The sequence below is a fragment of the Pseudoflavonifractor phocaeensis genome (genome assembly GCF_016901955.1).
GTDB classification, from domain to species: Bacteria; Bacillota; Clostridia; order Oscillospirales; family Oscillospiraceae; genus Flavonifractor; species Flavonifractor phocaeensis_A.
The window spans coordinates 12218-31113 of sequence record NZ_JACJLC010000033.1 but is presented as its reverse complement, the minus strand read 5'-3'; the positions used below and the strand labels follow the sequence as shown (position 1 = coordinate 31113).

General features: G+C 61.8%; 15 protein-coding genes and 1 tRNA gene. 9 read left to right on the top strand and 7 right to left on the bottom strand.

Annotation, left to right across the window (positions count from 1 at the left end; all coding sequences use genetic code 11):
* The 7 genes from H6B51_RS09200 to H6B51_RS09170 all read left to right on the top strand — a co-directional run.
* On the top strand, positions 1-2278 hold a 2278-nt coding region (locus H6B51_RS09200; RefSeq protein ID WP_204883396.1), incomplete at its 5' end, for an ATP-dependent Clp protease ATP-binding subunit.
* Positions 2275-2790 (top strand): DUF4358 domain-containing protein, encoded by a 516-nt coding sequence (locus H6B51_RS09195; RefSeq protein ID WP_204883395.1) that lies wholly within the window; start codon positions 2275-2277, stop codon positions 2788-2790. The genes H6B51_RS09200 and H6B51_RS09195, both read left to right, overlap by 4 nt.
* Before the next feature lie 116 nt (positions 2791-2906).
* On the top strand, positions 2907-4394 hold the full coding sequence (malQ, locus tag H6B51_RS09190; protein ID WP_243421215.1) for a 4-alpha-glucanotransferase: 1488 nt from the start codon (positions 2907-2909) through the stop codon (positions 4392-4394).
* 203 nt (positions 4395-4597) lie between these two features.
* Positions 4598-7534: an acyl-CoA dehydratase activase gene (locus H6B51_RS09185; protein ID WP_204883394.1), complete on the top strand. Its 2937-nt coding sequence runs from the start codon at positions 4598-4600 to the stop codon at positions 7532-7534.
* 27 nt (positions 7535-7561) lie between these two features.
* The gene (locus H6B51_RS09180) at positions 7562-8887 is read left to right on the top strand and encodes a 2-hydroxyacyl-CoA dehydratase (RefSeq protein WP_204883393.1); all 1326 of its coding nucleotides are present in this window, start codon (positions 7562-7564) and stop codon (positions 8885-8887) included.
* Positions 8884-9447 (top strand): GNAT family N-acetyltransferase, encoded by a 564-nt coding sequence (locus H6B51_RS09175; RefSeq protein WP_204883392.1) that lies wholly within the window; start codon positions 8884-8886, stop codon positions 9445-9447. Before H6B51_RS09180 ends, H6B51_RS09175 begins: the two co-directional genes overlap by 4 nt.
* Before the next feature lie 86 nt (positions 9448-9533).
* Positions 9534-10877, top strand: coding sequence for an MATE family efflux transporter (locus H6B51_RS09170; protein WP_204883391.1), 1344 nt, complete (start codon positions 9534-9536; stop codon positions 10875-10877).
* 42 nt (positions 10878-10919) lie between these two features.
* Here the strand turns inward: H6B51_RS09170 and H6B51_RS09165 are convergent, their stop codons facing one another.
* From H6B51_RS09165 to H6B51_RS09155, 3 genes are read right to left on the bottom strand one after another with little or no spacing between them, the layout of a single operon-like run.
* On the bottom strand, positions 10920-12143 hold the full coding sequence (locus H6B51_RS09165; protein WP_204883390.1) for an aspartate kinase: 1224 nt from the start codon (positions 12141-12143) through the stop codon (positions 10920-10922).
* A 53-nt stretch (positions 12144-12196) separates the two neighbouring features.
* Entirely contained in the window at positions 12197-13408 is a 1212-nt protein-coding gene (locus H6B51_RS09160) for a homoserine dehydrogenase (RefSeq protein WP_204883389.1), read from the bottom strand.
* Between the two features lie 27 nt (positions 13409-13435).
* A complete protein-coding gene (locus H6B51_RS09155; protein WP_204883388.1) occupies positions 13436-13876 on the bottom strand; it encodes an ACT domain-containing protein in 441 nt (146 codons plus the stop codon).
* A 169-nt stretch (positions 13877-14045) separates the two neighbouring features.
* Here H6B51_RS09155 and H6B51_RS09150 point away from each other — a divergent pair, with 169 nt between their 5' ends.
* Complete coding sequence (locus H6B51_RS09150; RefSeq protein WP_204883387.1) at positions 14046-15161, top strand: AI-2E family transporter; 1116 nt, start codon at positions 14046-14048, stop codon at positions 15159-15161.
* On the opposite strand, the gene H6B51_RS09145 is transcribed toward H6B51_RS09150, so the two are convergent.
* Positions 15152-15541, bottom strand: a complete 390-nt coding sequence (locus tag H6B51_RS09145) for a PaaI family thioesterase (protein ID WP_204883386.1) — start codon at positions 15539-15541, stop codon at positions 15152-15154. The genes H6B51_RS09150 and H6B51_RS09145 overlap by 10 nt on opposite strands.
* A 13-nt stretch (positions 15542-15554) precedes the next feature.
* Positions 15555-16124: a xanthine phosphoribosyltransferase gene (locus H6B51_RS09140; RefSeq protein ID WP_204883385.1), complete on the bottom strand. Its 570-nt coding sequence runs from the start codon at positions 16122-16124 to the stop codon at positions 15555-15557.
* Positions 16125-16377: 253 nt separating this feature from the next.
* Here H6B51_RS09140 and H6B51_RS09135 point away from each other — a divergent pair.
* Positions 16378-16469 (top strand) — tRNA-Ser (locus H6B51_RS09135).
* Between the two features lie 154 nt (positions 16470-16623).
* Here H6B51_RS09135 and H6B51_RS09130 read toward each other — a convergent pair.
* The gene (locus H6B51_RS09130) at positions 16624-17934 is read right to left on the bottom strand and encodes an NCS2 family permease (RefSeq protein WP_204883384.1); all 1311 of its coding nucleotides are present in this window, start codon (positions 17932-17934) and stop codon (positions 16624-16626) included.
* 13 nt (positions 17935-17947) lie between these two features.
* The gene (locus tag H6B51_RS09125) at positions 17948-18862 is read right to left on the bottom strand and encodes an NCS2 family permease (protein ID WP_204883383.1); all 915 of its coding nucleotides are present in this window, start codon (positions 18860-18862) and stop codon (positions 17948-17950) included.
* Positions 18863-18896 lie beyond the last annotated feature (34 nt).

Below are 18896 nucleotides of genomic sequence, written 5' to 3'. Positions count from 1 at the left end.
GGTGGGGCGGGGGGCCCCCGGCGGCCCACCCGCCCAGGGCCTTACCCCCCGGTGCAAGAAGATCATTGAGCTGGCCCTGTCCGAGGCGGTGCGGCTGGACCACCACTATGTGGGCACCGAGCATCTGTTGCTGGGCATCCTCCGGGAGGGGGATGGCGTGGCGGTGCGGGTGCTGTCCGCCGCCGGAGTGGAGGCCCGGCGGCTGCGGGCCGATGTCACTGCCGCCATGGGCGGGGAGCCTGCCCCGCCCCCCTTCCGGGGCAGCGGGAAGGCCCGCACCGAGCGGGATTACCCTGGGGAGTCCAAGCTGCTGGAGCAGTTTGGACGGGATCTGACCCGAATGGCCGCCGGGGGTCTGCTGGACCCGGTAGTGGGCCGGGACCGGGAGATCCGCCGGGTGGTGCAGATCCTGTCCCGGCGGCAGAAAAACAACCCCGCCCTTATCGGGGAGCCGGGGGTGGGCAAGACCGCTGTGGCTGAGGGACTTGCCCGGATGATGGCTGCCGGTCAGGTGCCGGACGAGCTGCGGCGGAAGCGGTTGTTCTCGCTGGATCTGTCCTCCATGGTGGCGGGCACCAAGTATCGGGGGGAGTTTGAGGAACGGGTAAAAAACATCCTCTCCGAGGTACGCCGGGTAGGGGACGTGATCCTCTTCATCGACGAGCTCCATACCATCGTGGGGGCCGGCTCCGCCGAGGGAGCCATTGACGCGGCCAACATTATCAAACCCGCTCTGGGCCGGGGAGAGCTGCAGGTCATCGGGGCCACCACCACCGAGGAATACCGGAAGTATATTGAAAAGGACGCCGCCCTGGAGCGGCGGTTTCAGCCGGTGCTGGTGGGGGAGCCTGACCGGCAGACCGCGGAGGCCATCCTGTTTGGTCTGCGGGACCGATATGAGGCCCATCACCGGCTCACCATCACTGACGAGGCGGTACGGGCGGCGGTGGCCTTGTCAAGCCGGTATATCGGGGACCGCCGCCTGCCCGACAAGGCCATTGACCTGATGGACGAGGCGGCGGCCCGGGTGCGTCTGGATCGGCTCAGCGCGCCTCCCGACCTCCAGGCCCTGGAGGACAAGGTGGCCCAGGCCCGGGGGGAGAAGGAGGAGGCCATCCGCAGCCAGGACTTTGAAAAGGCGGCCATGCTGCGGGACGCGGAGGAGGACTTCCGCCGGGAGCTGGCCCAGCAGCAGGCCCTGTGGCGGGCGGGCCAGAACACCGGGGCGGTCACCGCCGAGGACGTGGCCGCGGTGGTGTCCGGCTGGACGGGGGTGCCGGTGACCACCCTGACCCAGGCGGAGAGCGACCGGCTGCTCAGGCTGGAGGAGGAGCTCCATCGCCGGGTGGTGGGTCAGGATGAGGCGGTGCGGGCGGTGGCCCGGGCGGTGCGCCGGGGTCGGGTAGGACTGAAGGAGCAGGAACGCCCCACGGGCTGCTTTCTCTTTCTGGGCCCTACCGGAGTGGGTAAGACTGAGCTGAGCCGGGCGCTGGCCCTCTCCCTCTTCGGCAGCCAGGAGGCTCTGTTCCGCTTTGATATGTCGGAATATATGGAGAAACACACGGTCTCCCGGCTCATCGGTTCCCCCCCGGGCTATGTGGGCCATGAGGAGGGGGGCCAGCTCACCGAAAAGGTACGGAGGCGGCCCTACTGCGTGGTGCTCTTTGACGAGATCGAAAAGGCGCATCCTGACGTGTGGGGTATCCTGCTCCAGATCATGGAGGACGGGACGGTTACTGACGCCCAGGGCAGGAAGGCGGACTTCCGCAACGCGGTGGTGGTACTCACCTCCAATGTGGGGGCCAGCCGCATTACCGCCAAGGGAGCCCGGCTGGGCTTTTCCGCCGCTTCTCACCGGGACGGGGAGACCCGGGCCCCGGAGGAGCTGCGTTCCGCCGTACTGGATGATCTGAAAAAGGTGTTCCGACCGGAATTCCTCAACCGGCTGGACGAGACCATCGTGTTTACCCAGCTGGGCCGCACTGAGATCAAGGCTATCGCCCGGCGGATGCTGGCCCAGGTGGGAGAACGGATGAAGGTGCTGGGAGTGGCTCTGGCCTGGACCGACGGAGCGCTGGAGATCTTGGCGGGGCTGGGCTTCGACCCGGACTACGGAGCCCGGCCCCTGCGCCGGGCCATCCGGAGCCAGGTGGAGGACCGGGCGGCCGAGCTGCTGCTCAGCGGTGAGGCGGCGGCGGGGGACACCCTGCTCATTGACGGCGGGCCGGAGGGCCTGACCGTTACCAAACAGAACAGAGAAAAGGAGAACCAACCATGAAAAAAGCCATTCTGCTCACCCTTGCCCTGGCGCTGATGCTGGGGGGCTGCGGAGACAAAAACAAGAATACGGCCCAGGATATGACGGCGGAGGAGCGGATACAGTGCTATGAGACTGCCATCCAGGCCGCCCGGGACGCGGACGCCAACAACGCCTTTCCCATCGTCACCTCGGTGGAGGAGGATCAGGGCCAGGCCCTATTTGACCTGTTTGGCCTGAAGGCAGAGGACGTGGAGGCCTGCGCCCTCTCGGCGTCCATGATGAACGTAAAAGCCTACGGCATTGCAGCCGTTTATCCCAAGGCAGGTCGGGAAGAGGCGGTTCGCAGCGGTCTAAATGATTTTATCGTGGCCCAGAAGGGTAATTTTGAGCAATATCTGGCCGATCAGTACGACATTGCCAACAAGGCCAGGCTGGGTACCCTCACCGATGGCACCATTTTGCTGGTGATGTGCGAGGACCAGGATCAGGTATACGAATCCATCCGGAAGTCCATTGAGGAAAAAAGCTGACGAGAGGGGCGCCGCGGGGTCCGCGCGGCGTCCCTTCCATTTTCCGGCTTGCGGGATAAAAAGGAAGGAGGTATAATAATCTAGTCTTTTGACAACGAAGAAGTGGAGGCCTGTTTATGCAAGTGATGCAAGCGAGAGCAAGCGGGATCCTGCTGCCCGTCTTTTCCCTGCCGGGGCCCTATGGCATCGGCACACTGGGGCAGCCCGCCCGGAGGTTTATCGACTTTTTGGCGGAGGGCGGCCAGAAATTCTGGCAGATCCTTCCTTTGGTGCCCCCGGGCGGCGGGGATTCCCCCTACATGTCCGCCTCCTCCTTTGCGGGCAATCCCATGTTTCTGGACCTGGACGAGCTGGCCCAGGAGGGGCTGCTCACCTGGGAGGAGCTGAATACCGCCCGACGGGACGACCCGGACCGGGTGGACTACGCCTGGCTCCACGCCACCCGCATCCCTCTGCTGCGGAAGGCCTTTGAGCGGGGCCGGCAGAAGTATGCCGCTGACCTGGCCAAGTTTGAGCTGGAGGAGGAGGACTGGCTGCCGGACTACGCCCTTTTCCTGGCCCTCCGGGCCCATTTTGACGGCAAGGAACTGGCGGCCTGGCCCGACGAGGCCCGGCTGCGCCGGCCGGCGGCCATGGCGGCCTACCGCACGGAGCTGGCCGACGAGTGCGCCTTCCAGGTCTTTTTGCAGTATCTCTTCTTCCGCCAGTGGACGGCGGTGAAGGCCTATGCCAACTCCAAGGGGATCTCCATCATCGGGGACCTGCCCATCTATGTCTCCCCGGACAGCGCCGAGGTGTGGGGCAATCCAGAGCTCTTCCAGCTCAAGGAGGATATGCGCCCCTCCTGCGTAGCGGGCGTGCCCCCTGATGCTTTCTCTGACGTGGGTCAGCACTGGGGCAATCCCCTGTACGACTGGGACTACCATAAAAAGACCGGCTTTGCCTGGTGGAAGCGCCGGGGCGCCCAGATGGCCCGACTGTACGACGTGGTGCGTATCGACCACTTCCGGGCCTTCCATACCTACTGGTCCATCCCCCAGGGGGCCAAGGATGCCCGGGAGGGTCACTGGGAGAAGGGGCCTGGGGACGCCCTGCTCAATGTGCTGAAAAAGGTGCCCGGCCTGGCCCTCATTGCCGAGGACCTGGGGGACCTGGACGCCGACGCCCTGGCCTACATCGCAAAAAGCGGCCTGCCCGGCATGAAGGTGCTGGTGTATGCCTTTGATCCTGTGGGGGAGAGCGCCTACCTGCCCCACAACTGTCCCCGGGACGCGGTGATCTACACCGGCACCCACGACACTCCCACCTTTGTCCAGTGGCTGTTCCAGGAGGCCAATCCCGCCGAGCGGCAATACGCCTTTGACTACCTGCGCCTGCGGGAGGACGAGGGCTACGGCTGGGGGGCGGTGTGCGGGGCTTGGATGTCTCCCTGCCGGCTGGCCATTGCGCCCTTCCAGGATTTGCTGGGTCTGGGGGGCGACGCTCGGGTCAATGCCCCTGGCACCATGGGCCCACAAAACTGGTCCTGGCGGGTGCGGGCTGATGCCTTCAACCCGTCGGTATCTGGGAAACTGGCCAAAATTACCCGCACCTACCGCCGTTAAATAGTACCATAGATCCATAGGAATTGTTGAAATTGCGTCTGCCGCCCTGTCGCGGCAGGCGCTTTTTCGTCACTTATTTCTTCTAAATACGGAGTTTCCTCTATTTTGAAGGATAAGGCTTGTAAAAGTAAGTATTTTGATATATTATTATGGGTGCGAAATTCTGAATGAAATGAAACGGGTAAAGGATACCAGGTGAGTGTATGAGTCTTCGGATCGGAATTGATATTGGTTCCACCACGGTCAAAGTGGTGGTACTGGACGAGGGGAACCAGCTGCTGTTCCGCTCTTATGAGCGGCATTACTCCAAGGCCCGGGAGCGGGCGGCGGAGACCCTGCGTTCCATTGAAGAAAAGCTGAGGGGTCAGCAGGTGCGCATTGCCATCACCGGCTCTGCCGGTCTGGGCGTGGCCAAGGCCGCAGGGATCGACTTTGTGCAGGAGGTGTACGCCACTGCCGCCGCCGTCAATACGTTTATCCCGGATACCGACGCGGTCATCGAGCTGGGAGGGGAGGATGCCAAGATCATCTTCTTTGGCGGCGCCCTGGAGGAGCGAATGAACGGCTCCTGTGCCGGGGGTACCGGCGCTTTCATCGACCAGATGGCCACCCTGATGAACGTGACGGTGGACGAACTGGATGAACTCTCCCTGAAGCACGAGAAGATCTACCCCATTGCCTCCCGCTGCGGCGTGTTTGCCAAAAGCGATGTCCAGCCCATCCTCAACCAGGGGGGGCGGAAGGAGGACGTGGCTGCCTCCATCTTCCAGGCGGTGGTGGACCAGACGGTGGCCGGCCTCACCCAGGGCCGGGAGCTGAAGGGCAAGATCGTCTTTCTGGGGGGCCCCCTCCACTTTATCACCGGTCTGCGCCAGCGGTTTGTGGAGACCCTGAAGCTGGACGAGGAGCACGCCATCTTCCCCGAGGACGGGGACTGCTTTGCCGGCATCGGCGCCGCCCTGTGCGCCACCGATTTTGACGAGCGCTCCTTTGACGAGCTGCTGGACCGGCTGGAGAAGAGTGTGGACAACGTGGGCCTGGTGGACACCATGGAGCCGCTGTTCACCAGCCAGGCCGATTACGACGCATTCCTGGCCCGGCACAACGCCATGCATCCCCCGGAGGCGGATATCCACACCTATTCCGGCGATGCCTGGCTGGGCATCGATGCCGGCTCCACCACCACCAAGATGGCCCTCATCACCGCTGACGGCGGGCTGCTGTACACCTATTATCAGTCCAACCTGGGCAACCCGGTGGCAGTAGTGCTGGAGCAGCTGCGGAAAATTTACCCTCTGTGCGGCGACCGGATCACCATCAAGGGCGCGGCGGTCACCGGCTACGGCGAAGATCTGGTGAAAAACGCATTCAACTGCGACGCCGGCCTGGTGGAGACCGTGGCCCACTACAAGGCCGCCGCCCACTTCAACCCCGATGTGGACTTCATCATCGACATCGGCGGCCAGGACATGAAGTGCTTTAAGATCCGCAACGGCGCGGTGGACTCCATCATGCTCAATGAAGCCTGTTCCTCCGGCTGCGGCTCCTTTATCGAGACCTTTGCCAAGGCCCTGGGTTACAACATCGCCGACTTCTCCAAGCTGGGCCTGCTGGCCCAGCATCCGGTGAACCTGGGCTCCCGGTGCACGGTGTTCATGAATTCCTCCGTAAAGCAGGCCCAGAAGGACGGGGCCAGTGTGGAGGACATCTCCGCCGGCCTGTCCATCTCCATCGTGAAAAACGCCGTCTACAAGGTCATCCGGGCGGCCTCCGCCGACGACCTGGGCCAGCACATCGTGGTCCAGGGAGGTACCTTCCACAACGATGCGGTGCTCCGGGCCTTTGAGCTGGAGCTGGGCCGCAACGTGACCCGGCCCACCATCTCGGGTATCATGGGGGCTTTTGGCGCCGCCCTGTTTGCCCGGGACCTCCACCTGGACAAGAGCGCCATCCTGCCGGAGGCGGCCTTAGCCACCTTCAGCCACACCGCCAAGCCCACCACCTGCAACCTGTGCACCAACCACTGCTCTCTTACCGTCAACACCTTTGACGGCGGCCGGCGGTTCATCTCGGGCAACCGCTGCTCCAGGCCCCTGGGCAAGCCCAAGGCGGAAAACCCCGACCTGATGGTGTACAAGTACAAAAAGCTCCGGGCCCTGGAGGGCAAGGGGGCCGGCAACGGGGTCCGGGGAAAGATGGGCATCCCCTTCGGCCTGAATATGTACGAGAACCTGCCCTTCTGGTTTGAGTTCTTCACCCGCCTCAACTTTGAGGTGGTGCTCTCTCCCGAGTCCTCCCGTAAGCTCTACCTGAAGGGGCAGCACACCATCCCCTCGGACACGGTGTGCTATCCCGCCAAGCTGCTCCACGGTCATGTGGAGGCTCTGGTGGAGGCGGGGGTGGACGCCATCTGGTACCCCTGCATGTCCTACAACAACGACGAGGGCATCGGTGACAACCACTACAACTGCCCGGTGGTGGCCTACTATCCCGAGCTGCTGGCCGCCAACGTGCCACAGCTGAAGCAGACCAAGTTCCTCAACCCCTACGTAGGCCTGTGGCGCCACAAGGACTTCGGCAAGCGGATCGCCAAGCTGCTGGGGGAGGAGTTCAACATCTCCCGGCGGGAGGTGGAGGTGGCGGTGAAAGCGGCCTATGCCGCCTATGAGGCCTACGTACACGATATACGGGAGACCGGCAAGCTGTACATCGAGTACGCCCGGGCCAACCACATGCCCATCATCGTGGCCTGCGGCCGGCCCTACCACATTGACCCGGAGATCAACCACGGTATCAATGACCTGATCACCGGCTTTGGCTTCGTACTGGTCACGGAGGACGCCCTCAGCTATCTGGAGGGCTACGCTCCCCGGAAGGTGCTCAACCAGTGGACCTTCCAGTCCCGGATGTACAACGCCGCCCGGTATGTATGTACCCAGCCCGACATGCAGGTAGTGCAGCTGGTCAGCTTTGGCTGCGGCACCGACGCCATCACCACCGACGAGCTGCGGGACATTCTGGAGAGCGGCGGCAAGCTGTACACCCAGCTGAAGATCGACGACATCAGCAACCTGGGGGCGGTGCGTATCCGGGTGCGCTCCCTGATGGCCGCCATGGACGCCCGGCAGGCCCGGCAGTAAGAGCATGAGCGAAAGGAACTAAGTTCAATGGCTGAATTAGTATATGATAAAACCGGCCGCCTCCTGTTTACCAAGGAGATGAAGGAGGAGTACACCATCCTCTTTCCCACCATGCTGCCGGTACACTTCGGTCTGGTGGCCAGGATCTTTCAGATGGAGGGCTACAAGCTGGAGATGCTCACCACCAACCACCGCAATATTGTGGACGAGGGCCTGAAGTACGTCCACAACGACACCTGCTACCCCGCCCTGCTGGTCATCGGCCAGCTGATCGACGCGGTGAAGAGCGGCAAGTACGACCCCCACAAGGTGGCCCTGCTCATCACCCAGACCGGCGGCGGCTGCCGGGCCTCCAACTACATCCACCTGCTGCGCAAGGCCCTGGTGAAGGCCGACCTGGCCTTCATCCCGGTGATCTCCCTGAACCTGTCCGGCCTGGAGCACAATCCCGGCTTCAAGCTGGATCTGAGCTCCCTGCGCAAGGCAGTGTTTGCCCTGGTGTACGGGGACATCATCGTCCAGTGCGCCAACCAGGTGCGGCCCTACGAGGTGAACCCCGGCCAGACCGAACGCACCATCAAGCGGATGGAGGGCTTCCTGCTGGGTCAGATGAAGCGGGGCCGGGGTCTCAACTTCAAGAGCCTGGTCAAGCACTTTGACCATATCGTAGCCGCCTTCAAGGCCATCCCTGTCCAGGGCGAGCCCAAGGTCCGTGTGGGCGTGGTAGGGGAGATCTACATCAAGTACTCCCCGCTGGGCAATAATAACCTGGAGCAGTTCCTGCTGGATGAGGGGGCGGAGCCGGTGGTGCCCGGCCTTACCGACTTCATCATCTTCAAGATCTATAATCGGGAAGTGGATGTGGATATTTACGGAGGTAAGTGGGCCAAAAAGGCGGTCTGCGGCGCCTTCCGTCACTATGTGGAAAAGTGTGAGCAGGCCATGGTGGATTCTATGAAGCGGGGAGGCTTCCGGGCTCCCGGTACCTTTGCCGATCTGCGCCGGCTCATCCAGGGCTACCTGGGTGAGGGCAACAAGATGGGAGAGGGATGGCTGCTTACCGCTGAGATGCTGGAGCTCATCCACTCCGGAACCCCTAACATTGTGTGTACCCAGCCCTTTGGCTGCCTGCCCAATCACATTGTAGGCAAGGGGATGATCCGCAAGCTGAAGGATGATTATCCCAACTCCAACATTGTGGCCATCGATTATGACCCCGGGGCTACCAAGATCAACCAGGAAAATCGCATCAAGCTGATGCTGGCCAATGCCAGGGGCCTGGCCAAGCAGGAGGCGGAGCGGCGGAAGGAGCAGGCGGAGGAGACCGCTCCCGCCGAGGAGACGGCGGTATGAGCGCAGGGCTTACCCTGGTGGACGCGTGCGAGGAGAAACACTTTATCGCTATGAGCCTCATCCACGCCCTGGGCTGGCGGACGACCTATCAGGACGCCGTTCCGGCGGACTACATGGCTGCGGAGGTCACGGACACCCGCTGGGTTCCCTTCTTCCGGGAGGACTACAAGAGCGGACGTTGCCGTGGACTCCTCCTCTACAGAGAGGATACGCCGGTCTGCTGCGGTACCTATGGCCCCGCCCGGGTGGGACCCAGTCCCCGGCAGAGCAGCCTGGTCTCCTTTGACTCCCGGGGCTATGAGGACTGGGGGGAGATCATCTCCTTCTATACCCACCCCGACGAGAAGGGTAAGGGCTACGGCTCTTTGCTGATGGAGGAGATGCTCCGCCGCCTTCGGGGGGACGGCGTCTCCCAGGTATTCGTGCTGGTGCTGCGGGAGAATGCCAGAGCCCGGCGGTTCTATGAGCGCCACGGTTTTGCCTGGGACGGCACCTACGAGGACATCCCCTTCCCACACGGCATGGTCTGCCGTGACCTGAGATATGTAAGAAAAGCTTGACGCCCCGCGGGCTGCCACGCCGACGGGGAGGAAACAATCGGGGCGTGCGTTTGCACGTCCCGATTTTGTCGCAAGGGGGGAACTCTGTGGAAGAAAACAAAATGGCGGCCATGCCGGTGCGCCGGTTGCTGCTGAATATGTCCTGGCCCATGGCCCTGTCCATGCTGATCCAGGCGCTGTACAACCTGGTGGACAGTCTCTTTGTGGTGCGGCTCAGCCGGGACGGGTTTGAGGCCCTGGCCCTGGTGTATCCGGTCCAGATGCTGATGGTGGCGGTGTGCGTGGGCACCGGCGTGGGGTTCAACGCCCTGCTGGCCCGCCGGCTGGGCCAGCGGCGGCAGCGGGACGCGGAGCGGGTGGCCGCCAACGGCTACTTTGTGTATACCATGTGCTGGCTGGGCTTTCTGGTGCTGGGGGTGGGCTTCGCCCGGCCCTTCCTGACCCTGTTCTCCGACGCGCCCCAGCAGGTGGAGTACGGCGCCCAGTACCTGGCCATCGTCACCGGCCTGTCCATCGGGGTGTGTATGCAGTTTGCCGGGGAAAGAACGCTCCAGGCCACCGGGGACATGGTGGGCCCCATGCTCATCCAGGGTGTGGGAGCGGTGGTCAATCTGGTAATGGACCCCCTGCTTATCTTTGGCATCGGTCCTTTCCCCAGACTGGAAGTGGCGGGGGCCGCCCTGGCTACCGTGTTGGGTCAGCTGGTTGGGCTGGCCGCCGGCTTTTTCCTGGTGAGTCGCAGCAAGCTTATCCGCCTGTCCTTCCGGGGCTTTCGACCGGACGGCGAGATCATAGGGGCTATGTTCAAAGTGGGCTTTCCCGCTATTCTGATGCAGGCTCTGTCCAGTGTGATGACGGTGGGTATGAACCTGATCCTCCCCCTGTTCACGTCCTTCGGCGTATTCATCCTAGGCGCCTATTATAAGATCCAGTCCTTTATTTTCATGCCCCTTTACGGCATGACCAACGCCCTGGTGCCCATCATTAGCTTCAACTACGGTGCCAAAAGTCGCGGCCGGATCACCGGCACCGTGCGCTTTGCTCTGATCCTGACGGCGGTGCTTATGACCGCAGGTACACTCTTTCTGCTGGCCCTGGCCGGGCCGTTGCTTACCCTCTTTGAGGCGGAGGGAGAGCTGATGGGAGCGGGGGTGGCTGCTCTGCGATGGATCGCTCTGTCCTTCCTCTTTGCCGGAGTTTCCCTGGTGCTGTGCGCCATCCTCCAGGCCCTGGGCTCTGCCAACGCCAGTCTGACAGTGTCCCTGCTGCGCCAGGTGGTGGTGCTGCTGCCGGCGGCCTGCCTTCTGGGGACCCTTAACAGTTCCCTGGTATGGCTGTCCTTTCTGACGGCGGAGATCATCTCCTGTGCGGTTGCCTTGCTGCTTTACCGCCGGGCCTATCACCAAAAAATCGTTCCGCTGCCCGATTAAAAAACCGGCCCTCCGCTGTGAGGGCCGGTTTTGCTATGAAATTCAGTTGCCGCCGAACTCGTGGAAGAAGCGGTCGTGGATGACCTGTACGGAGCGGTCAGCCTCGGCCAGATCCACCAGCACAGAAACCTTGATCTCGCTGGTGGAGATCATATTGATGTTGATGCCGGCGTTGTACAGGGCCTCGAACATCTTGGCGGCCACGCCGGGGTTATGGATCATGCCGGCGCCCACAATGGACACCTTGGCGATGGAGTCGTTCACGTCGATGTGATGGAAGCCCAGGGCGTTCTTGTTGGCCTCCAGGATGGCCTTGGAGCGGTCCATGTCCTGCTTGCCCACGGTGAAGCTGATGTCCTTGGTGTCGTTGCGGCCGATGGACTGGAGGATGATGTCCACGTTGACCTTTTCCTTGGCCAGCAGAGAGAAGATCTTAAAGGCGATGCCGGGCTGGTCGGCCAGGCCCACCACAGCCAGACGGGCTACATTCTTATCGCAGGCAACCCCGCTGATGTGCATTTTTTCCATGGTTTTTGCAACCTCCTTGACTTTGGTGCCGGGCTTGCCGGTGAAGCTGGAGAGCACCTCCAGATTGACGTTGTACCGTTTGGCCATTTCCACAGAGCGGTTGTGGAGCACCTGGGCGCCCAGGGTGGCCAGCTCCAGCATCTCGTCGTAAGTGATCTCTTCCAGCTGGAAGGCGCCGGTCACATGGCGGGGGTCGGCGGTGAACACGCCGTCCACGTCGGTGTAGATCTGGCACAGGTCGGCCCGGAGGGCGGCGGCCAGGGCCACGGCGGAGGTGTCGGATCCCCCCCGGCCCAGAGTTGTAATGTCCTCATACTTGTTCAGACCCTGGAAGCCGGTGACGATGACGATGGTCTTTTTGTCCAGCTCAGCCAGCACCCGCTCGGTGTTCAGCCGCTTGATGCGGGCGTCGCCGTAGACGGAGTTGGTGCGGAACCCGGCCTGCCAGCCCGTCAGGGAGATGACAGGATAGCCCATGGCCTCGATGGCTATGGCGCACAGGGAGCAGGAGATCTGCTCGCCGGTGGAGAGCAGCATATCCATTTCCCGCTTGGAGCCGTTGGGGTTGATCTCAGCGGCTTTGGCGATCAGGTCGTCGGTGGTGTCTCCCTGGGCGGAGAGCACCGCCACCACGCTGTGGCCCCGGCGGTAGGTTTCGGTGATGATACGAGCCACATTGCGGATGCGGTCGGCGTCAGCCACAGAGCTGCCGCCAAATTTTTGTACGATGAGTCCCATTGGCGTTTGTACCCCCTAAATCAGGTAAAATCTCTTTGCGATATCCTATGCGCTCAGTCCAGCACCCGGAACACGGAGCAGGGCGCCATGGTGGTCAGCTTGCTGTCCAGCTGAGCCCGGGTCATGGGCGGCGTCAGGAAGGCAAATTCATTGACTGGAGCTCCTGCCCGGGGCAGCAGCGGACAGTCGGGGAAGGCGGCCTTGACGTATTCCAGGCGGCCCTCGGTGCGGACGTACCAGGCGCTCTCCAGGTCGGTGGGGGGGACGGCCACATCCTCGCCCCCATCCTCCCAGAACATCCGCTTTTTGGCGTCCTTGTGGCGGGCGGCGTCGATGACGTCGGCCACCACGGCGGAGGCGGTGGGAAGCTTGCCCGCCCCCCGACCGTAGAACATCACGTCGCCGATGGCGTTGCCCCGCACGGAGATGGCGTTGAACACATCTTCCACTCCACTGAGGGGGTCCTCGCCGTCCACAAGGTGGGGGGCCACAAAGGCGCATACTTTGCCGTCCTCCCGGTGGATGGCCCGGCCCAGCAGCTTGATCTTCTTGCCGCAGGAATCGGCATAGGCCACGTCGGCCAGGGTGACGCCGGTGATGCCTTCGGTTGGTACCTGCCGGGGATAGACATGGCGACCGAAGGCCAGGGAGGCCAGAATACAGATCTTACGGCAGGCGTCATGGCCCTCGATGTCAGCAGTGGGATCCTGCTCGGCGTAGCCGTTCTGCTGGGCCTCCTTCAGAGCCGCCTCAAAGCTGAGTCCCGTCCGGATCATCCGGGTGAGGATATAGTTTGTGGTGCCATTGAGGATACCCGAGATCTCTTCGATCTCGTTGGCGGCCAGACACTGGTTCAGGGGACGGATGATGGGGATGCCGCCCCCCACGCTGGCCTCAAACAGATAGCTGACCCCGTGCTCCTGAGCCAGCTGGAGCAGTTCGCAGCCGTGCTCAGCCACAAGCTCCTTGTTGGAGGTGACCACACTCTTGCCCGCCTTAAGAACCCTGCGAGTGAAATCCAGGGCCACCTTGGCCCCGCCGATGGTCTCTACCACAATATTGACCTCAGGGTCGTTCTCAATGATGCTGAAATCGTGGATCACCTTGTCCCCAAAGGGGCTGTCAGGGAAATCACGCACATCCAGGATATATTTCAATCGGATCAGATCGTCCACCTTGGAATCGATATGGGGACCGTTGGTGGCAAGAACCTCGGCCACGCCGGAGCCAACTACGCCAAACCCCAGAATCGCTACATTCACCATTTCTATACCTCCTTTGCCCAAAGGGCTTTAGCCTGATATCACTTCACTGCGCAGCACCCCATCAACCCGGAGCAACCGATCCAGCAGCTCTTCCATGGGGATCTGGAGGCCGGAGGTCTCCGCCCCAATGGTAACCGCCGCGCAGCCGCTTACCGGTATGGCCTGATTGATGGTCAGAATATTCCCGCCGGTGGTGGCAAAAATATTCAGGACGGATGACAGCAGCCCCGGTTCGTCCTTCAGCACAATCTGGAAGGTGACGATCCGGCCATGGAGCATGTCATTGAAGGGGCGGACAGCGTCTTTATACTTGTAAAAGGCGCTGCGGCTGATCCCCACCCGGCGCACCGCCTGGTTTACCGCCGCAGCCTCGCCGGTTTCCAGCAGGCGCTTGGCCTCCGCAACCTTCAAAAAGACTTCTGGCAGCGCGCTGGCCTCCACAATGAAATAGCCCGGTGCCTTGCCCATTCTATGGACCTCCTCTTGTCCGTGACAGAAAAGCATTTGTTCTCATGATGCGGTCTATTTTAGCACAATAAAGAGCTCGCCGCAAGGGCAAACTGTTAGGCAGCTGCCGATTTCTGATTGGTTGGGTGGGGCAAATTTCGTCGATCTGTACATAAATGGAGGTGAGAGTGTGGAGGATGGGCAAGAGAAGGCGTATACGGCTAGGCTTCTGCGTCTGGTGCTTGGGGCGGTGGTGGTGTGGATCGGAGTGCGTTGGCTCCTGCCGTTGGCGCTGCCCTTCCTGTTGGGAGCGGCGGGAGCCTGGCTGCTGGAGCCGGTGGTACAGCTGCTGGTGAGCCGGTTCGGCTTGCACCGGCGATGGGCGGCGGGGCTATGTACGCTGGGGCTGGTGATCGGAGCGGCGGTGATAGCATTCCTGCTGCTGTGGCGGTTGGGGTATGAAGCGGCCAGGCTGGCGGACGGCCTGCCCGCCCTGCTGGAGGGGGCGGGAGAGCTGATGGCCTGGGCGGAGACGTGGCTCACCCGGGCCCTTGTGGCGCTGCCGCCGGAGCTGCGGCGGGGGGCCCTACAGGCGGTGGAGCAGGGGAGTGGAGCCCTGTTGGCCCTGCCCGGTCAGGTGGGGAGCTGGCTGACCGGTGCTGTGGCACAGCTGATGTCTGGGTTGCCCAACGTGGGGCTTTTCCTGTTCGCGGCCGTTTTGTCCACCTATTATCTCAGTGCTGGGCGGCCGGGGCTGGCTGCCGCACTGGATTGCCTGCCCCAGGAGCTGCGGGAGAAACTGGCCCATTGGGAAGCGGCGGCGGAGAAGGCGCTGCGCGGCTGGCTGCGGGCCCAGGGGCTCCTGGCTCTGTCGGCTTTTGGCCTGTCTGTTCTGGGGCTGCTGCTGCTGGGTGTGGAACCAGCCCTGCTGGCGGCTGCCGGGATCGCCCTGGTGGATGCCCTGCCCGTACTGGGCAGCGGTGCGGTGCTGCTACCCTGGGCAGGTGTCGCGCTGATCTTGGGCAAATTTCCCCTGGGGTTGGGGCTAATGGTGCTGTATGGCGGGCTCACCCTGACCCGCAGTCTGTTGGAGCCCCGGCTGGTGGGGAAACAGGCCGGCCTGCCACCACTACTGGCCCTGGTCAGCATGTACGGGGGCTTTCGGCTGCTTGGCGTGGGCGGCCTGATCCTGGCGCCTCTGGCAGCGATGTTGACCTGGCAGCTGTGGGTGGGAGAGCAGACGCAGAAAAGAGGGGCGGCACAACAGCCGCCCCTCACAGGGGATAGGTCAGATGGTCAATGCTGAGTGATACAGAAAAAGGTAAAATTGCCGGTGGCCAACAGGACGCCCGCCTGGTCAGTGATTTCCACCGACACCTGGCAGGTAGTATGCCCCCGATGGCGGACGACAGCGGAGGCGGTGATGGTGCCGCTCTGGGCACTGCGAATAAAGTCTATGCCGCCGTGGAGGGTGACATATTTGCGGCCATCATTTCGGCAAGCGGTACCGCAGGCGCAATCGGCCAGGGTGTAATAGGCGCCGCCGTGGAGCAAGCCGTAGGGATTCAGACTGTCAGGCCCCATCTCCAGTGCCGCCTGGGCGGTATTTTCTCCGGTGGAACGTGCCTGGATACCGTTATGAATGGCAAAGGAGTTGGGGAGAAAGGGCTGTGACGGATGGATCATGATTGCCACCTCGTTATGCTAGAATAATCTGGTCGTTTTCAATAGCCTGAACAGTGGCCAGGGCTTCCACCCGAATTCCCATGCTGCGCAGTACCCGACCGCCATCCCGCATGGCCTTTTCGATGGCAATGCCTACGCCCACCACCTCGCCTCTGGCCTTGGAAACCAACTCCAGCAGGCTGAGAATGGTCTGGCCGTTGGACAGGATATCGTCCACCAGCAGGACGCGATCCTCTGGGGCAAGATATTTTTTGGAGACGCGAAGGGTATAGGATTTATCCATGGAGAAGGAGTGAGTCTCTGCAGAGTATACGTTGGGGTCAATGTAGCCGGTCTGAAATTTTTTTGCGTATATCACCGGTACGTCCAGAGCCCGGGCGGTAAAGCAGGCCAGGGCGATGCCGGAGCTTTCGGCGGTGAGGACCTTGGTGATCTTTTCCCCCTTGAAGCGTTTGGCCAGGGCGTTACCCATCCGCTCCATCAGTTCCATGTCCATGCAGTGGTTGAGGAACATATCCACGTGGATAATATCGCCCTCGCCGATCACTGCCTCGTGCAGGATCCGTCGCTTTAATTCTTCCATAGTGCTCCCTTTCCGCATAGCCCGAAAATTGGTTTCTTATGGATTATACCTTATTTCATGTGGGTCTGCAATATTGACAAGTACACGAAAATAAGGTATCCTATACAATACAGCTTGTCACCCGCCTATGATTTGCCAGCGGTGGATGCGCCCGGCAAGCGGCGATGGCGCCTTACTTCTTTGCTGTTTTCTCCAACAGCGGTCCCGATCCTCTTCTGAATGTGCATGGACCTTCTGTGAGAGAAATATATTTGGAGGTGTACCCAAGTGGTTGAAGGGTCCGGATTCGAAATCCGGTAGGTCGGTTTTGCCGGCGCAAGAGTTCAAATCTCTTCACCTCCGCCAACTTGCTCCAGCAGCCTGAACGGGCTGCTGGAGTTTATTGTATAAGGAAAACCGCTTGCTAGGCGAGTGATTCCAAACGACTAAGATGACGAGATAGGAAATGAACACATCCACCAGCAAAATCTGGTGGATGTGTTCATTTTGCGTTGAATGATTATGGGAGCGTGCCCAGCACGGCGTTCAGGATAAACACGGCCGCCAAAAAATATAGAGCTGGATCCAGCAAATGTGCCCTTCCTCGACACACCATCACAACCACATAGGAGATGACGCCCAGCATGACTCCGGTAGTGATGGAAAAGGTGAAGGGCATTCCCACAATCATCAGAAAGCTGGGCAGTGAGATCTCCACGTGTTTCCAGGTAATCTGGGTGATGCCGCTCATCATGGACATACCCACCATGACCAATGGCGCAGCCAAAGCGGCGCCGGTCACCAGCCCTGTCAGCGGCGTAAACGGCAGCATACACAGGAAAAGCAGGCCGGTCATCACGGCGGAAAGGCCGGTGCGGGCGCCCTCGCGGATGCCGGTAGCGGATTCCGCCATAGCGGTCACATTGCTGACGCCCAGCAGCGCCCCGGCGCAGGTAGCCGCTCCGCAGCAGAACATGGCCTCCCGCTGGCCGGCGAGATCACCGGTGGTGTCGGTCAGCTTGGCGTCTCCCGCCACGCCCAAAAGAGTGCCAAGCGCGTCAAAATACTGGGAAACCAATAGGGACAGCAGCGCGGAAACCAGGGGTATGGGGCCCAGCGTCAAAAGACCAAAGAAGTCCAGCTCCAGAGCCGCCGGAGACAGCTCCGGGACGGTCATCACCGTTTCAGGCAGGACGGTCACCCCAAGTGGGATTCCCAGCAACACCGTTAACGCCATGCCCAGAATGAGGGCTCCGGGTACCTTTTTCATTACGAGGACCGCCGTTAGGAAGATGCCCAGCAGCGCCAATAAAGGCTCCGGCGCGGACAGAGCTCCCATATCCACCTGGTTGCCATCGGCGGTAATAAGCCCCGCGTTGATCAGCCCGGAGAGGGTGAGAAAGAGCCCCACCCCGGCGGACAGAGCGAACTTGAAGGGCATGGGCAGAGCGTCGTTGAGCCGCTCCCGCAGGGGGCTGAGGCTGAGAACCAGAAACAGGATACCAGAGAGCAGCACCAGGACCAGGGCCTGCTGCCAGGTACAGCCGTACTGCTGGCAGAAGGTGTAGGTAAACAGGGTCGGGAAGCCAAGACCGGGGGCCAGGGCAAAGGGCAGATTGGACGCCAGCCCGGATATGATGCTGCCCACACCCGCTATCAGGCAGGTGGCTGTCATGACCTCTTCAAAGTTCATACCAGCTCCGGAGAGCAGGCCGGGAATGACCAGGATCAGGTACACCATGGAACAGAAGGTGGTGCATCCGCCCCGAAGCTCTCCGGCCAGAGTAGCGCCCCGCTGGGAGAGACAGAAGAATCGATCCAGTTGTTTCATCTCTGCTCACCTCCTATATCGCCGAAAGGACGTACATGACCACAAACAGAACGGTCAAAATGTAGGTCACAGCGGGAATCTTTTTCCCCTTTCCGCTGATCAGGCTGATGGCGGTATAGGAGATGAAGCCCACACCGATCCCATCTGCCACTGAATAGGTGAAGGGGATCATAATCATGGTGAGGAAGCAGGGCAGGGCAATCTCTACCTGATGCCAGTAGATGTTGGTGGCGTTGTGGATCATCAGCATCCCGATGAGCACCAAGGCAGGCGAGGTAGCTGCCCCGGGGATCACCCCCGCGATGGGGGCCAGCAGGATGGCGGCCAGAAACAGCACTCCGGTGGCGGCGGTATACAGTCCGGTCCGGGCCCCGTCCGCCACGCCGGTGGAGCCCTCCACCGGAATGCCGATGGGAGGCGCGCCCAGCATCGGAGCGGCGGCGGTGGACAGGGCTACTGCCGTCATACCCCGGCTGTACCGGCCCAGTCCGCCCTTTTCATCCAGCAGGTCTCCGACCCCGGCGATGCAGATCAGAGCCCCCAGGGTGTCAAAGCATAGGCACATGGTGAACGTGACCACGGCGGTAATCAGGGGCAGCACTCCCAGGGACAGTATGCCGCCAAAATCCGGGGACAGCAGCAGGGGGCTTAGAGAGGACAAGGAGAGGCTGATGGATTCCGGGGCCTGGGTGACGCCCAGTGGGAAGCCCAGCAGCGTGGTGACCACAATACCGATGAGCATGGCTCCCTTCACCTTCCAGGCCATCAGCACGCCGGTGATCAGCAGACCCAGGATGGCCAGGAAGGTAGCCGGGGTGCCGATCTCTCCCAGCAGCAGCGCACCGTCCTCTGCCCGGACGATGCCGGAGTTTAGCAGCCCGATGAGGGCGATGAACAGCCCCAGGCCGGCGCTGATGGCGTTTTTCATGCTGGGCGGGATAGCTGCGCAGGGCCAGTGTGCA

Excerpts from the sequence above, each read along its gene's own strand:
- H6B51_RS09195 (WP_204883395.1), top strand. The coding sequence starts at position 2,275 with ATGAAAAAAGCCATTCTGCTCACCCTTGCCCTGGCGCTGATGCTGGGG.
- malQ (WP_243421215.1), top strand. The coding sequence starts at position 2,907 with ATGCAAGTGATGCAAGCGAGAGCAAGCGGGATCCTGCTGCCCGTCTTT.
- H6B51_RS09185 (WP_204883394.1), top strand. The coding sequence starts at position 4,598 with ATGAGTCTTCGGATCGGAATTGATATTGGTTCCACCACGGTCAAAGTG.
- H6B51_RS09180 (WP_204883393.1), top strand. The coding sequence starts at position 7,562 with ATGGCTGAATTAGTATATGATAAAACCGGCCGCCTCCTGTTTACCAAG.
- H6B51_RS09175 (WP_204883392.1), top strand. The coding sequence starts at position 8,884 with ATGAGCGCAGGGCTTACCCTGGTGGACGCGTGCGAGGAGAAACACTTT.
- H6B51_RS09165 (WP_204883390.1), bottom strand. The coding sequence starts at position 12,143 with ATGGGACTCATCGTACAAAAATTTGGCGGCAGCTCTGTGGCTGACGCC.
- H6B51_RS09160 (WP_204883389.1), bottom strand. The coding sequence starts at position 13,408 with ATGGTGAATGTAGCGATTCTGGGGTTTGGCGTAGTTGGCTCCGGCGTG.
- H6B51_RS09155 (WP_204883388.1), bottom strand. The coding sequence starts at position 13,876 with ATGGGCAAGGCACCGGGCTATTTCATTGTGGAGGCCAGCGCGCTGCCA.
- H6B51_RS09145 (WP_204883386.1), bottom strand. The coding sequence starts at position 15,541 with ATGATCCATCCGTCACAGCCCTTTCTCCCCAACTCCTTTGCCATTCAT.
- H6B51_RS09140 (WP_204883385.1), bottom strand. The coding sequence starts at position 16,124 with ATGGAAGAATTAAAGCGACGGATCCTGCACGAGGCAGTGATCGGCGAG.
- H6B51_RS09130 (WP_204883384.1), bottom strand. The coding sequence starts at position 17,934 with ATGAAACAACTGGATCGATTCTTCTGTCTCTCCCAGCGGGGCGCTACT.
- H6B51_RS09125 (WP_204883383.1), bottom strand. The coding sequence starts at position 18,862 with ATGAAAAACGCCATCAGCGCCGGCCTGGGGCTGTTCATCGCCCTCATC.